The following is a 14906-nucleotide window of genomic DNA, read 5'->3' as shown; positions in this document are numbered from 1 at the left end:
GGATAGACACCCGCCGCGCCGTCGTCTCAGCGCTTGTAGGTCTGCAACCCCGGCTTGATGCTCTTGTCGTCGAGGAACTGCTTCATCCCCTGCTCGCGACCGCCCTCGGTGTCGAGCAGGCGCGACTGATCGAGCTTGGCGTACAGGTAATCCTCGTTCTGCTCCCAGGTCAGCTCGCGGCAGCGTTTGAACCCATGCTTGGCCGCTCGCAGCACCACCGGGTTTTTCTCCAGCAGGTTACGCGCCAGCTCAACGGTGACTTCACGCAGTTGCGCCAGAGGCACGCTTTCGTTGACCAGTCCCATCTCGGCGGCTTTCTGCCCGCCAAAGGTCTTGCCGGTCATGATGTAGTACAGCGACTGGCGATGGCCCACGGTGTCGGCCATGGCCTTGCTTACCAGGTTGCCGGGCGGGATGCCCCAGTTGATTTCCGAAAGGCCGAAGGTCGCTTCGTCAGCGCAGATCGCCAGATCACACGCCACCAGCGGGCTGAAGCCGCCACCGAAGCACCAGCCATTGACCATGGCAATGGTCGGCTTGGCGTACATGCGCAGCAGTTTCCACTGCCACTGCGAGGCTTCGCGGCGGATTTTTTCCTGGAGGATTTCAGGCCCGGCATCCACTTCGCGGAAATATTCCTTGAGGTCCATGCCGGCCGTCCAGGCATCACCCGCCCCGGTCAGCACCAGCACACCGGCGGCCGGATCCTGTTCCAGGGTCTCCAGCACGTCGATCATCTCGCGATTGAGCGTCGGACTCATCGCGTTGCGTTTTTCCGGGCGATTGAGGGTGACCCAGGCAATGCCTTCCTCGATATCGACCTTGACCGTTTTCCAGCGACCTTCGTAATTGCTCATGGCGGGAGTGCTCTCTTGTTCTTGACTGAAGATGAGCAAAAATTAAACTCGAAAACTAGTTATGTCAATTAACTATTAATCGATTTATCTGTATTTCTCCCCGCGGACATGACGGAGCGGCAGATCATGAATTCGATATCCACCATAGCCATCGCGCTTGAACCTCGGCAAAATGGATAGCCTTGTTAATCACTCACCTTGAGGATGCTCCCTTCGATGGCCAAGTCTTCCAAGCTTGCCGAACCCGTCGAGCCCCAGGCCAGCGGTACCGACGCACAGGCCCCGCTGGACTCCGCGCTGGATGATCTGATCGGTTACGCCCTGCGTCGCGCCCAGTTGAAACTGTTCCAGAACCTGATCGGTCGACTCGCCATCCACGATCTGCGGCCCGCCCAATTTTCGGCCCTGGCGATCATCGACCAGAACCCCGGCCTGATGCAGACCGATCTGGCCAAGGCCCTGGCAATCGAACCGCCGCAAGTCGTCCCGCTGTTGAACAAGCTGGAAAGCCGAGCGCTGGCCGTGCGAGTTCGGTGCAAGCCCGACAAACGCTCCTATGGGATATTCCTGAGCAAAACCGGCGAAACGCTGCTCAAGGAACTCAAGCAAATCGCCGCACAGAGCGACTTGGATTCCACCTCAACGCTTTCGGGTGCCGAACGGGAAGAATTGCTGCGCCTGCTCAAGAAGGTTTACCAGCCATAGAAAAACTGGCGCCAGCGTTTACAATCGCCGCCCTCTTCTTACTTCCCAAGGAACCGCCATGTCCGGGCTTGAACTGTTTGCCGCAGCCCTCGGCGTCATTGCTGTCTGGTTGACCGTCAAGCAGAACCCCTGGTGCTGGCCGATAGGCCTGGTCATGGTGCTGCTCTACAGCTGGATCTTCTTCGAAGTGAAGCTGTACTCGGACATGTTGCTGCAACTGGTCTACGCCGTGCTGCAACTCTATGGCTGGTACCAATGGACCCGTGCCGGGCAGCATCATGAGGGTCGAAGCATCACACGCCTGGGTGGACCTTCGGTGCTGCTTGGCCTGGCCGTGGGTGCGGCAGGCAGCCTGATGCTGGGCGCAGCCATGGCACACTGGACCGACGCCGCCCAACCCTGGCTCGACGCGGCGCTCACCGGTTTCAGCCTGGTGGCCCAGTGGTGGATGGCGCAAAAACGCGTGCAATGCTGGCCGCTGTGGATCGCCCTGGACATCATCTTCGTGGGCTTGTTCATCTACAAGGATCTGTACCTGACCGCCGCGCTCTACGCCCTGTTCACCCTGTTGGCCGTACAGGGCTGGCGCGAATGGCGTGCCGACCCGGTCCTGCGCACATGAAGGTGATGGTGCTGACCGGCCCGGAGTCCAGCGGCAAGAGCTGGCTCGCGGCGCAACTGCAGGAACACTTCGCAGGCCTGCGGGTGGACGAATACGTGCGCCACTTCATGGAGCAGAACCCGCGTGAGACCCGCCTGTCGGACATCACCGATATCGCCGCCGGACAATTGGCTTGGGAAGACGCTGCCCGCGCCTGTAAACCACCGTTGTTGATCCTCGACACCCATCTGTTGAGCAATATCCTCTGGAGCCAAACCCTGTTCGGCGACTGCCCAAGCTGGCTGGAGCCGGCCTTGCTGGCACGCCATTACGACTTGCACCTGCTGCTGAGCCCGGAGCAGGTCGAATGGACCGGTGACGGCCTGCGGTGCCAACCCGAACTGGGAGACCGGATGAAGTTTTTCGAAGCGATCGAGCAATGGCTGGTTCGGCATCGACAACCCTTCCAGGTCATTGAAGGCGATTGGGCACAACGTCGGGAGCAGGTGTTCGCAGCCGTAACCCGACTGCTCCAAGCCTGAACCTTCCTCACAAGCTGCCTGTTCTGTTGCATTGTTGAAACACCCTTCCCGCGCCAAACCCGCCCCCAGAGCGCCTTGATGCAATTTTCATCATCTCTGTCAGTTTCTTGAAACACCTGCCAGCAATGCCTTAACCCCGAGCCAAGCGATAGCGCGCGGCCATTAGTCTTTATCCGTGCGTCTCACGGATGAAACAGTCGCGGTGCGTGGTTCATGGGTGAAACGCCAACCAATTGATTTCTTTATATTTTCTAAAACCGGCACAACACCTGCTCTTTCCTCTTCGCAACGCTGGACCAAGGCCAGCCCACAGAAGAAGGAACCGATACCGTGGGGACTTTCGATAAAAGTTTGACCTGTCTGCTGTTGATCGGCTGCGCCGCTGGCGCGACGTTCAGCCTACCCGTGCAGGCCGAGGGCAACGGCGTCATTGTGCTCACCCGTGACGTACAACCCATTCACATCGGTCGCAACGGTGGCAAAGACCCCTATCCGACGACCGTCAACGCCAACCCATCCGATCGAATCAATCAGGCGACCGCCAGCATCGAGCTGAGCGACGGCGAATTCGCCAGCGTCGCCAGCGGCTCAACGATCCGCAACACCGTCAACCCGAGCAACACCAGCGTACAAGGCCTGAACATCGTGACCAACCCCAACGGCCTGCCGGGCATGCGCGCCGGTCACGGTGGCGGCAGCGGTGGCGGGATCTCCGGCACGATCAATCGCTCGCTGAGTTCCGGCCTGGCCCCACTGGGCCGGCTGGCCGGAGGTCAGTGACATGAAGCCAGCCTTGTTTCTGTTTGCCCTGCTCGGCTCGTCCATTGTGGTCGCCGATCCAGGCGTGGCGGTGATCAGCAACGCCAGCCTGCAGGACTCCGGCAGCCGCTATACCGGCAACTTCAATGTCAATCAGGCCGCCGGGGACCAGACCCAGCAGACCAACACCCGGGCCATCGCTATCGGCACCCACGCCCAGGCCACTACCGATGTGCGCCAGCGGCTGGACACAGCGGCCAACCCTTCCATGAACGCAACGGCCCGCATCGGCGGCAGCTCATTCAGCAACGGCAACGGAGTGCTGGGCGTGAACCAGTCCGCCGGCGCCAACAACCAGATGGCCAATGTCATGCGGGTGGGCATCAGCGCCCGGCCGCAGAGCATCGACGATAGCGCCCTTTCTCAACAGAACGTGGCGCTGTTACCAAACTCAGGAGCAACTGGCTCCCCAACCGGCAGTCGCCAGGTCGTCACCAGCGACCAGGCCTTCACCGGCAGCCGAGGGGTCATCCAGGTGAACCAGAGTGCCGGGGTGGGGAACCGCATGGCTAACACCCTGAGCATCCGGGTCGCTGACTGACCCGGAAACAGTGGGCATAAGAAAGTACTGACACTTAACCAACGACACGCAAGGAGAAACACCATGAAACCTACAATGGCACTCAAACCATTGGTTTTCGCTCTCGCCGCTGTCATGGCAATGGCCGCACAGGCTGAAGGAAACGGACGTGGCAACGGGCACGGCAACGGGCATGGCAATCACGGTCCGCAAGGTCCGTCGTTTGAGCAACTGCTCTCGATCACCGCCGGGGCTAGCGCGGCCGTAATGGATGAGCAGAACAGCGACGGCAACGTGGTGACCAATCAGGCCACCCGCAACACCGCAGAAGCCGCTGACTCGCTCAATGGCAGCAACGGCAATATGGGCGCCAACATCGCCGCTGGCGATGGCAACCAGCAGGACAACGCCGCAGCCATTGCCACCGCTGACGAAGCATTCATCTTCGGCTCGGCGGTCGCTACCTCCAGCGCCATGCAGGTCAATAACAATAACTACGTCAAAAACAACTCGACCCGAAACAACGCCTCGCTCACCAATGCGGGCAACAATGGCTCCGGCAACATCGGCATCAACGTGACTGCCGGCAACTTCAACCAACAGAAAAACAACCTGGCCATTGCTGTATCGGGTGGACGTGTCGCAGAAGCCGCAGCCTCGGCCGATCAGTCTTCCACAGGCCTGGTGGTCGACAACAAAGGCGTGCGGACCTACAAGACCGACACCCTCACCAGCACCTACGCCGCTTCCGGTACGTTCAAAGCCAAAGGCACTGGCACCGCCGAAGACGACGATCATGGCGGCTGGGGCAACAGAGGCGGCTACGGCGGCGGTCACGATGACGACAAGTTCAAGTTCTCCGCCGTGGGTACTTTCGAACTGGCCGGCAGCAACACTCAACAAGTGCTGACCCGCGATGGCTGGAAAAACCCTGTCATCAACAACGCCACCATGACCAACTCCATGAACGGCTTCTCCGGTAACGGCGGCGCCAACGTGTCGGCGGGCGTGGGCAACCAGCAAAGCAACTCGCTGTCCATTTCGGCCGGTTGCAGGGCTTGCATGTAAGCGCGATCGAAACGAAGCCCCGGGAACGGGGCTTCTTTCCCAGGTTTGCATAAGGCGTATCGATCATGCGAGCGGCAGCCCTTTCCCTGCTCCTTTGCTTCGCCTGCGTGGCTGAAGCGGCGCAGATGCCAGTCGCCGCCCTACCCGGCGGCATGCTGGTCTACAAGCCGGTGCAGAGCGTGCGCGAGCGCAAGTTCAGCGACATCGTCGAACAGAAAACCGATTTCAGTTGCGGCGCCGCCGCGCTGGCCACGGTACTGCGCCAGGCCTATTGGCTTGATGTGGATGAAGAGCACGTCATCAAGGGCATGCTGGTCAAAGCCGACCATGATCTGGTCCGCACCCAGGGATTTTCCATGCTCGACATGAAGCGCTACGTGGAAAGCATCGGCATGCGCGCCCGGGGCTACCGGATACCGCCGGAAAAGCTCGAGGCGGTGACGATTCCGGTGGTGGTCCTGATGGACATCCGTGGCTACAAGCACTTCGTGGTATTGCAGCGAGCCGACCAGCAATGGGTCTACATCGCCGACCCCGTGCTGGGGCACAAGCGCTACGCCCATGATGACTTCGTCAAAGGCTGGAACGGCATCGTTTTTGCCATCGTCGGTCCGGGTTATGACAAGACCAACGCACTGCGCACTCCTCCGCAACCGCTGACAGCGCGCAACAAGCTGGACGGGTTCAATCCGGTCAAGGATGCAGAACTGATGGATTTCGGTTTCATACAGAGCGACTTTTTCTAATCGCCGACCAATCGCCAACGATAAGTACAAAAAGGAGCAGGAAGCTCCGGGAGCAGCACATGAAAACTTCACGCTGGCTGGTGTTTGCCAGCCTTGCCGCGGCTGTGTCGGGCCACGCCCACGCCGGATTCAAACCCATCGAAGTCAAGGATCAGGAGCTTGCCGAACTGCGTGGGCGCTATGTCATGCCCGGGCGGGTCATCAGCTTCGGTATCGTCATGAGCAGCACCTGGCGCAACGCCAGCGGTGACCTGATCGGCGCCAGCAGCTCGATGCAAATACAGGCCGCCACCGTCAAACCGCAATTCTATGTCTCAACCATCAAGCAGACCGGCAATGGTTACGCCCCGCAACAGGGCCGCGGCAATATTGTCGGGGGCTCGGGCCTGGCTACCAGCCAGGGCGTGACCCAGAGCGTACGCGCTGCCGGCGATGGCAACTCCGCCTATAACAACGTCAGCATCAACGTCAGGGAAAGCAGCCAGGCCCCTGCGCTGGAGCCTGCTCAAGGCCAGTTGCTGAGCAGAGGCCAGACCATCAGCGGCAGCAACGCCGCCGGCAGTGTCGCGGTCACGGCCACCGGCAGCGGCGTGCAAATGGCGATCCAGGCCAACCACAACCAGGGTAACGCTCTGCAACAAGTCGCCCAAGGTGGTTTGCTGCAAAACACCCGGTTGCTGGGCAACAGCAATCTGGTCAACAACATGACGCAGCTCAACGTGGTTTTGAACAACAACGGCCCCAGTGCCGGAGCGCTGGACTGCAACCTGACCCAGCTGCGTGGCCTGCGCAATCTCGGATATTGAACTACGCTGCCTTGCGACCACTGGGCAAATAGGGACGGCATATTTCATGTATCGATCCGTATCGTTGCGCGCTGTAATGTGTGTAAGCACTCTTTTACCGGCGCCCCTGCTGCAAGCAGCGCCGGACGCCGACATTGAGGCTCTGAAGCAGGAGCTTCTCGAGCTCAGGCAACGATACGAGGTTCAACAAAGAGCCCTGGCGGTACTCGAACAGCGGGTTCGCCAAGTCGAGGATCAACCCGCGGTCCCCGCGCCCAAGCGCCTGGCCAAATCCCCGGCCGACATGAAAGGCAACCAGACCGTCGCCGGCGGCGGTGCGGCGGCCGGTGGCAGCGGTTATGGGCAGTCCCTGGCCGATGATTCACAGCCAGCCCAGAGCGTCTCTAACCTCTATGACGAGGCCAGCGGTTTTTTCGGCGGTGGCAAATTCAGCTTCGAAACCGGTGTGACTTATTCGCGCTACGACACGCGGCAACTGATCCTCAACGGCTTCCTGGCCCTGGACTCGATTTTCCTGGGCAACATCAACCTGGACCGGATCAAGGCCGACACCTGGACGCTGGACCTCACCGGTCGCTACAACTTCAACAATCGCTGGCAGTTCGACCTCAACGTACCGGTGATCTACCGCGAGTCCACCTACCAGTCCGGCGGTGCCAATCAAGGGGCGGCCGGGGTGACCAGCGAAGAAACCGTTACCCGCGACCCCACCATCGGCGACGTTAACTTCGGCATCGCCTACAAGTTCATGGATGAATCGATCAACAGCCCGGACGCGGTGCTCACCCTGCGCGTCAAGGCGCCCACCGGCGAGGAACCGTTCGGCATCAAGCTGCGCCAGTCCCAGGCCAACACCAACCTGTTCGTACCTGAAGACCTGCCCACCGGCAACGGCGTCTGGTCGATCACGCCCGGGATCTCGCTGGTCAAGACGTTCGATCCAGCGGTGCTGTTCGGCAGCCTTTCCTACACCCACAACTTCGAAGAATCATTCGACGACATCAGCTCCACCGTCAACCAGAGGATACCGGGCAAGGTACGGATCGGCGACAGCTTCCAGATCGGCGCGGGCATTGCCTTCGCGCTGAACGAGAAGATGAGTATGTCGTTCTCGGTTTCCGACCTCATACAAAAGAAAAGCAAGCTCAAGCAGGATGGCGGAGACTGGGAATCGGTGGTCTCCAGCGATGCCAATGCCGGCTACTTCAACATCGGCATGACCGTAGCGGCCAGCGACAACCTGACCATCGTGCCCAACCTGTCCATCGGGCTGACCGACGATGCGCCGGACTTCACCTTCAGCCTTAAATTCCCGTATTACTTCTAGGTGCTGTCCCCCCTGTGGGAGCGGGCCTGCTCGCGATAGCGGTAGATCAGTGACCTGTCAGTGACTGACACACCACTATCGCGAGCAGGCTCGCTCCCTCATTGAATGGTGCAGGCTTGATTCAGCGAATTTGATGCTTGTGCAGAAGCCGATAGAACGTCGGCCGGGATACACCCAGCACTCGGGCTGCGACACTCAGGTTGTCACTATGACGGTTGAGCACATCGCTCAATGCCTGGCGTTCCGCACGGGTTTTGTAGTCTTCGAGCGTGCCCATTGGCGCAGCCGGTCCTTGATGACTGACCAGGCCAAGATCCAGGGCTTCGATCTGCCGCCCCTCGGCCAGCACCAGACCGCGACGTACACGGTTGGCCAACTCCCGCACATTGCCCGGCCAATCGTGCTTGGCCATTGCTAGCAGCGCATCCTCACTGAAACTGCGGGGGCGACGACCGGTTTCCTGGCTGTAGAAATGAGAGAAGTGGCTGGCCAGCATCGACAAATCGCCATGGCGCTCACGCAAAGGCGCCATCAACACCTGCAGCACGTTCAAGCGATAATACAAGTCCTCGCGAAAAAGCTTGTGCTCGATAGCTGCCTCCAGATCCACATGGGTGGCCGCCAAAACCCGCACATCCACAGCAATCGGCTGGCTGCCACCGACCCGCTCGATGTGTTTTTCCTGGAGGAAACGCAGCAAATTGGCCTGTAACTCCAACGGCAGATCGCCAATCTCATCCAGGAACAGCGTGCCGCCGTGGGCTGCTTCGATCCGTCCGACCTTGCGCTGATGGGCGCCAGTAAAAGCGCCCTTCTCATGACCGAACAGCTCCGACTGGATCAAGTGCTCCGGTATCGCGCCGCAATTAATGGCAATGAACGGCTTATTGCGACGATGGGACTGGCAATGCAGCGTGCGCGCCACCAACTCCTTGCCGGTGCCGCTTTCACCGCGAATCAACACCGGCGATTCTGCAGGTGCCAGTTTGCTCAACAATTTGCGCAGCTCCCGAATGGGTTTGCTGTCGCCCAATAATTCATGCTCGGGCTGATTAATGTGAATCGAACCCTGCCCCCGCAAACGCGCCATGCCGAACGCCCGGCCCAGGGTTACCTGCACCCGGGACACATCGAATGGCAAGGTATGGAAATCAAAAAACCACTCGCAGACGAAATCTCCCACATTCTTCAGGCGCAATACTTCCTGATTAAGCACGGCGATCCATTCGGTGCCGCTGCGGCTGATCAGTTCCTTGACAGCTTCCGGTCGTTCCAAGTGAAAAGGTTGTAGCCGCAGAAGACCGACATCGCATGTTCGATCGCCTGCATGCTCCAGAGAACAACTGTCCACATCCCAGCCAATGCTGCGTAACCCGGGCAATAAGCGATGACAATCATCGCAGGGATCAACCACGAGCAGACGACGCGACGTACTGGCTTCGATCATGACTGATCCTTGGCGCCAAAATTAGGAATATGAGGAAAAACAGTCGTTTGGCGAACCTGCATGTAACAGTAGCAAGAAGTTGACACGTCCTTGTATCAATTGATTATCGAGCCGACTCTAAAGTGGTTATAAGCGAGCGTTTCGTTAGTTACCGCACAGCTGAATTCTTTCATCAAGCTTTCAAACAAAAGTCCAAAAGCCCTGTCTGAAAGAAAATCGAAATTTATTTAAGGAATGTGTGACCTGTGCCCCCATTGGGGACATCAGTACAAGTAACCAGCCGCACGGTACGCCCAACCGACGGCACATCATTTGATTGGGCACACTTAAGAGATAACGCCATGAACGCCCCGCTCCGTATCAACGAAGCTCTTTTGATTGCCGACCGCGCCTTTCGTCCATTCCAATGCGTGGCCTGGGCTCCTCAAGACGGTAATGGTGAACTGAGCCTGACCGTCATCGACCGCACCAATACTCATATTGGCCGCACTCAGATTCCAAGCAGCGCCTATACCGACCCGGCCCAGTTGGCCGACCTGTTGAAGCAGGCCCGCGCCGAATTAAGCCAGGAAGGCTACACGCTGCAATCCTGGTCCATGCCTGAGTAAATCCTTACCGGTAAAGCTGATGATGGATTGCAGGCTTTGCAGTGGGTCGAAAAGCCAATGTTCTGGCACGATTCGCTGGTGTATCTGCAGAGTCTGACAGTTGTGCATTGTCACATTCAGGGATTGAATGTTGCCCTCATGCAGTCGTCGCCCCTCCGGGCCTATCGACGCGCAAGGAGAGGCATGCATGCTCGATCAATCCGCGTTTGCGATTCCGACTGCTGCAACTTATGCCGGACAACTTGACCCAGGCTTTGCTGACTCCGGCAAAGCCTGGGTTGATTTTTCCGGTAGCCGCACAAGCCTGACCACGGGGCTGACACTCGATCATGCCGGACGGATCCTGGTCGCAGCCAGGATCGACACGGCACAGGGCAGTCGATTCGGGCTTGCACGACTCAACCACGACGGCTCTACCGATCCGGGCTTCGCAAATCACGGCTGTGTGATCGGCTCCTTTGAGCGCGGCTTCGAAGCCACGGCGGGCAAAGTCGTCGTGTTACCCGACGGACATATCCTGCTCTCCGGCCTGCACTACGAAAACACCGAACGCACCCTTCCCGCCTTGGCGCTGTTCGATCAGCAGGGCCGTGCCGTCCAAAGCTTCGGCATAGCCGGGCAGCAGGTCATACGGCTCTGCGGCAATCTCTCCCAAGGGCTGCGCGATCCCTGGCTACCGCCCGGCGTACCGGGTCTTGAAGCCTGTGATATGCGGGTGCAGGCCGATGGCCGGATTCTCATCCTCGCCAACCATCATTACCAATTATCTGACCATGTCGGCATTCTGATCCGGCTGCTGCCGGACGGTGCATTGGACACCTCGTTCAACAGCCACGGCTTCGTAATGGTCCGGCGCTTATTAAAAAACACCTGGTTAAGCTGTCTGACGCTTCAGGCCGACGGCAATATCGTGGTGGGCGGCGCCATCGACCTGCCCCAACAAGGCTTGATGGCGCGCTATGACCCCAATGGCAAACTCGATGAAAGCTTTGGTGAGGACGGTTTTCTATCCATCACGACGCAACAGCGCAGCGTGATGGTCAGTCAGATCGCTGAACATGAAAATGGTGATCTACAGGCATTCGGCAGCAGCCGCGACCCGATGCATTGCCTGTCGTTAAGAGTGGACAAGGACGGCAAACCGGACCCTCATTGCAATCAAGGGCAGTGTCGGCTCCTGGAAATTGGAAACAATGCCAGTCAATGGACCGCAGTCCAGGTTCAATCTGACGCAAAACTGGTGACCGCCGGGGCTACGATCGGTGGTATCGAGGCCGACTTCGTTCTGGCCCGGCACTTGCCGGACGCCAGCCTCGACCCGGATTTCGGTCAGGGCCAGGGTTGGGTCCGCACGCGACTCGGCTATAGCCTCGACACCGCCACATCCCTGGCTCTCCAGGCAGACGGGAAGATCCTGGTGGGTGGCTACTCCCTGCATGGCAACTCTCGTGCGGTGGTGGCGCGGTACTGGGCCTGAGGATTTGCGTGGTTTATCGCGCCAGAATGAATCGCTCGATTGCCAGCGCGGCGCCGTCTTCGGTGTTAGCTGCAGTGATGACATCGGCTTGGCGCTGAATCGCCACCTCCGCCTGTCCCATGGCAATCGACAACCCCGCGCGGTGAAACATCGCCGGATCGTTGCCACCGTCGCCCATGGCGGCGGTCTGCTCCAACGGCACCCCGAGGAACTCTGCCAGAGTCGCCAGTGCCTCCCCCTTGTTAGCCCGCATCGCCGTCACGTCCAGATAGATCGGTTGCGAACGCGAGACTTGAGCCTGGCCCTTGAGCAGAGGATGCAACCGAGCCTCCAGCTCAACCAGTAGCTGCGTATTGGCGCTGGTCGCGACGATCTTGTCGATACGCTCCAGATAAGGCTCGAAACTCTCGACCTGCACCGGTGGATAGCCCAGGCCGCGCGTCTCCACGGGTACCATCGGACCATTGGCGTCTCGCACCAGCCAGTCACCGTCGGCAAACACCCAAACCTCGATGCCAGGCTGATCGGCGTACAAGGCCAGCGTCGCCAAAGCCGCCTCGGGCGGCAGGTAGTGCACGGCGAGGAAACTGCCGTCCGGGTGAACCAACGTGCCGCCATTGAACGCGGCAGTGGGCAAGTCGACGCCCAAGGCCTCGATCTGCTGCAACATCGCTCGGGGCGGCCGTCCGGTGGCGAGGCTGAACATCACGCCAGCCTCACGTAATGAGCGAACGGCCTCGATGGTGCGCTGGTTGAGACTGTGGTCGGGCAGCAGCAGCGTGCCGTCCATGTCACTGAGTAAAAAACGGATGGGGTGTTTCACCTGATCACTCATCCGAGGCCATGCCAAACGCGACCGTCGCGCGTCAGCAGGTCATTTGCGGCCGACGGGCCATCTTCACCCGCCTTATAGGGTTGGACCGCGGCGTCCTGTTGCCAGGCATCAAGGAACGGTTGCACCGCGCGCCAGCCGTTTTCAATGTTGTCGGCCCGCTGGAACAAGGTCTGATCGCCGGTCAGGCAATCGTAGATCAGGGTTTCATAGCCCGTAGACGGCTGCATTTCGAAGAAGTCCTTGTAGGCAAATCCCAGTTCAATATTTGCCATGTCGAGGGCCGGACCTGGCCGTTTGGCCAGCAGGTCGAACCACATACCTTCATTGGGCTGAATCTGGATCCTCAAGTACGTCGGTTGCAGCTCATCGACTTCGGTATCGCGAAACTGTGCGTAAGGCGCCGGCTTGAAACAGATGACGATTTCTGTGTCCCGCACACTCATGCGTTTGCCCGTGCGCAAGTAAAACGGCACGCCGACCCATCGCCAGTTATCGATCATGACCTTGAGGGCGACGTAGGTTTCGGTGCTGCTGTCGGGCGCGACATTCGCTTCTTCGCGGTAACCGGTGACCGCCCCACCGCCGACTTGGCCTGCGGTGTACTGGCCACGCACCGAGTTGGCGCGGGCCTGCTCCACCGACCAGGGCCGAATGGCCCCTACCACCTTGGCCTTTTCACCACGTACCGCATCGGCCCCGAACGCGGCTGGCGGCTCCATGGCTACCATCGCCAGCAACTGGAACAGATGGTTAGGCACCATGTCCCGCAGGGCGCCGGTGTGTTCGTAAAAGCTGCCACGGGTTTCCACGCCGACGGTTTCAGCGGCGGTGATTTGCACATGGTCGATGTAGTGATTGTTCCAGAAGGCCTCGAACAGACTGTTTGAAAAACGGCTGACCAGAATGTTCTGCACCGTTTCCTTGCCCAGGTAATGGTCGATCCGGTAGATCTGCTTCTCGCTCATGACTTTGAGCAGGCAGGCATTGAGCGCTTCGGCGGTTTGCAGGTCGGAACCGAACGGTTTCTCGATCACCACACGCCGGAAGGCATCATCCTGCTCCTGAAGTAGCCCGGCCGCACCGAGGCGGCGGACAACTTCACTGAAAAAACGCGGTGCGGTAGCCAGATAGAAAACCGCGTTGCCGGTGCCGCTGGCGGCGATTTTCGCCGCCAGCGCTTCGTAGGTACTGTCATCGAGGAAATCACCCTGAACGTAGCTGATACCCTGGGCCAGGCTGGCCCACAGCTCAGGGTCGAGCGCCCGGTCGGCATCGCCGCCCTTGCTCGCCGCTTGGTGACGGATGAACTCCTCGAGTTTCTTGGCGAAGTCCACATCACTGATAGCGTTATGGTCGACACCAATGATCCGCAGGCCATCCCCCAGCAGCCCGTCGCGACTCAGGTGGTAAAGCGCAGGCATCAGCAGTCGCTTGACCAGATCACCATGGGCGCCGAACAGAAACAGCGTGGTCGGCGGCGCGGGTTCTGCTTTGGATTTCCTGCCGATCGAGGTCATTTTTTCGGTGCCTCCACATGGCCACCGAAGCCAAAGCGCATGGCCGAGAGTATTTTGTCGCCGTAAGTGCTCTGCTGGCGCGAGCGGAAACGGGCGAACAATGAGCTGGACAGCACCGGCACCGGCACCGCTTGTTCGATGGCCGCTTCAATGGTCCAGCGCCCTTCACCGCTGTCGGCGACTTCACCGGAAAAGCCGTCCAGCTTCGGATCGCTGGCCAGGGCGTCGGCGGTCAAGTCCAGCAACCAGGACGAAACCACGCTGCCGCGACGCCAGACCTCGGCGATATCAGCGACATTCAAGTCGAAGCGCTGTTCAGGCGGCAGGCTTTCGCTGGATTTGGTCTTGAGGATGTCAAAGCCCTCGGCGAAGGCCTGCATCATTCCGTATTCGATGCCGTTGTGGATCATCTTCACGAAATGCCCGGAACCGGCCGGGCCCGCGTGGATGTAACCGCGTTCGGCACGATCATCCTCGGACTTGCGGTCGCGGGTGCGCGGGATATCGCCCATCCCTGGCGCCAGACTGTCAAACAAGGGGTCCAGGCGCTTCACCACTTCGGCGTCACCGCCAATCATCATGCAATAACCGCGCTCCAGGCCCCAGACACCGCCGGAAGTGCCGACATCGATGTAGCTCAAGCCGTTTTCCGACAAGGCCTGAGCACGACGGATGTCATCCTTGTAGTACGTATTACCGCCATCAATGATGACATCGCCAGGCTCCAGCAGCTCGCTGAGGGCGTTAATCGTGTCTTCAGTGGGTGCGCCGGCCGGCAGCATGACCCAGACCGCCCGTGGTTTTTCCAGGCCGGCGACCAGTGCCGGCAGATCCGCGACGCCCGTGGCGCCCTCCTGGCTCAGGTTTTCGACAAAAGCGGCGTTGCGGTCGTAGACGACGGTGGTGTGCCCATTGAGCATCAGGCGCCGTGCAATATTGCCGCCCATGCGGCCCAGTCCGATGATCCCGAGTTGCATGTGCTGATGCTCCCTACTACAAATAAAGGTATGCCAAAGGTTTAGATCGATAAG

16 protein-coding genes are annotated in these 14906 nt (G+C 59.6%); 11 read left to right on the top strand and 5 right to left on the bottom strand.

What is annotated here, in order from left to right; translation table 11 throughout:
• Positions 1 to 26: 26 nt before the first annotated feature.
• Complete coding sequence (locus MA884_RS23055; RefSeq protein ID WP_003202420.1) at positions 27 to 857, bottom strand: p-hydroxycinnamoyl CoA hydratase/lyase; 831 nt, start codon at positions 855 to 857, stop codon at positions 27 to 29.
• 216 nt (positions 858 to 1073) lie between these two features.
• Here MA884_RS23055 and MA884_RS23050 point away from each other — a divergent pair, with 216 nt between their 5' ends.
• The 9 genes from MA884_RS23050 (at position 1074) to MA884_RS23010 (ending at position 7991) form a co-directional block, all read left to right on the top strand.
• Entirely contained in the window at positions 1074 to 1562 is a 489-nt protein-coding gene (locus MA884_RS23050; RefSeq protein ID WP_256232672.1) for a MarR family winged helix-turn-helix transcriptional regulator, read from the top strand.
• A 58-nt stretch (positions 1563 to 1620) separates the two neighbouring features.
• Positions 1621 to 2184, top strand: a complete 564-nt coding sequence (gene pnuC, locus MA884_RS23045) for a nicotinamide riboside transporter PnuC (RefSeq protein WP_256232671.1) — start codon at positions 1621 to 1623, stop codon at positions 2182 to 2184.
• On the top strand, positions 2181 to 2705 hold the full coding sequence (locus MA884_RS23040; protein WP_256232670.1) for an AAA family ATPase: 525 nt from the start codon (positions 2181 to 2183) through the stop codon (positions 2703 to 2705). The genes pnuC and MA884_RS23040 overlap by 4 nt, the downstream gene beginning before the upstream one ends.
• A gap of 330 nt (positions 2706 to 3035) precedes the next feature.
• Positions 3036 to 3485: a hypothetical protein gene (locus MA884_RS23035; RefSeq protein ID WP_256232669.1), complete on the top strand. Its 450-nt coding sequence runs from the start codon at positions 3036 to 3038 to the stop codon at positions 3483 to 3485.
• A 1-nt stretch (position 3486) separates the two neighbouring features.
• Positions 3487 to 4065 (top strand): adhesin, encoded by a 579-nt coding sequence (locus MA884_RS23030; protein ID WP_256232668.1) that lies wholly within the window; start codon positions 3487 to 3489, stop codon positions 4063 to 4065.
• Positions 4066 to 4128: 63 nt separating this feature from the next.
• A complete protein-coding gene (locus MA884_RS23025) occupies positions 4129 to 5112 on the top strand; it encodes a heme utilization protein (protein ID WP_256232667.1) in 984 nt (327 codons plus the stop codon).
• A 65-nt stretch (positions 5113 to 5177) separates the two neighbouring features.
• Positions 5178 to 5858: a C39 family peptidase gene (locus MA884_RS23020; protein WP_256232666.1), complete on the top strand. Its 681-nt coding sequence runs from the start codon at positions 5178 to 5180 to the stop codon at positions 5856 to 5858.
• Positions 5859 to 5917: 59 nt separating this feature from the next.
• Positions 5918 to 6664, top strand: a complete 747-nt coding sequence (locus MA884_RS23015) for a hypothetical protein (protein ID WP_256232665.1) — start codon at positions 5918 to 5920, stop codon at positions 6662 to 6664.
• A 46-nt stretch (positions 6665 to 6710) separates the two neighbouring features.
• A complete protein-coding gene (locus tag MA884_RS23010) occupies positions 6711 to 7991 on the top strand; it encodes a hypothetical protein (protein WP_256232664.1) in 1281 nt (426 codons plus the stop codon).
• Between the two features lie 121 nt (positions 7992 to 8112).
• On the opposite strand, the gene MA884_RS23005 is transcribed toward MA884_RS23010, so the two are convergent.
• Complete coding sequence (locus MA884_RS23005; RefSeq protein ID WP_256232663.1) at positions 8113 to 9438, bottom strand: sigma-54 dependent transcriptional regulator; 1326 nt, start codon at positions 9436 to 9438, stop codon at positions 8113 to 8115.
• A 341-nt stretch (positions 9439 to 9779) separates the two neighbouring features.
• Here MA884_RS23005 and MA884_RS23000 point away from each other — a divergent pair, with 341 nt between their 5' ends.
• On the top strand, positions 9780 to 10046 hold the full coding sequence (locus tag MA884_RS23000; RefSeq protein ID WP_249875030.1) for a hypothetical protein: 267 nt from the start codon (positions 9780 to 9782) through the stop codon (positions 10044 to 10046).
• Between the two features lie 187 nt (positions 10047 to 10233).
• On the top strand, positions 10234 to 11523 hold the full coding sequence (locus tag MA884_RS22995) for a hypothetical protein (protein ID WP_256232662.1): 1290 nt from the start codon (positions 10234 to 10236) through the stop codon (positions 11521 to 11523).
• Between the two features lie 13 nt (positions 11524 to 11536).
• Here MA884_RS22995 and MA884_RS22990 read toward each other — a convergent pair whose 3' ends face one another.
• The 3 genes from MA884_RS22990 to gnd are packed head-to-tail and all read right to left on the bottom strand — an operon-like array spanning position 11537 to position 14876.
• Positions 11537 to 12358: an HAD family hydrolase gene (locus MA884_RS22990; RefSeq protein ID WP_256232661.1), complete on the bottom strand. Its 822-nt coding sequence runs from the start codon at positions 12356 to 12358 to the stop codon at positions 11537 to 11539.
• Positions 12355 to 13875, bottom strand: coding sequence for a glucose-6-phosphate dehydrogenase (zwf, locus tag MA884_RS22985; RefSeq protein WP_256232660.1), 1521 nt, complete (start codon positions 13873 to 13875; stop codon positions 12355 to 12357). The genes MA884_RS22990 and zwf overlap by 4 nt, the downstream gene beginning before the upstream one ends.
• Positions 13872 to 14876 carry a phosphogluconate dehydrogenase (NAD(+)-dependent, decarboxylating) gene (gene gnd, locus MA884_RS22980; protein WP_256232705.1) on the bottom strand — a complete coding sequence of 335 codons (1005 nt, stop codon included), beginning with the start codon at positions 14874 to 14876 and terminating at the stop codon, positions 13872 to 13874. Before gnd ends, zwf begins: the two co-directional genes overlap by 4 nt.
• Positions 14877 to 14906 lie beyond the last annotated feature (30 nt).

Origin of the sequence: Pseudomonas sp. Q11, from assembly GCF_024494355.1 — a bacterium.
Taxonomy (GTDB): Bacteria; Pseudomonadota; Gammaproteobacteria; order Pseudomonadales; family Pseudomonadaceae; genus Aquipseudomonas; species Aquipseudomonas hefeiensis.
This window is presented reverse-complemented; position numbering and strand designations above follow the sequence as displayed.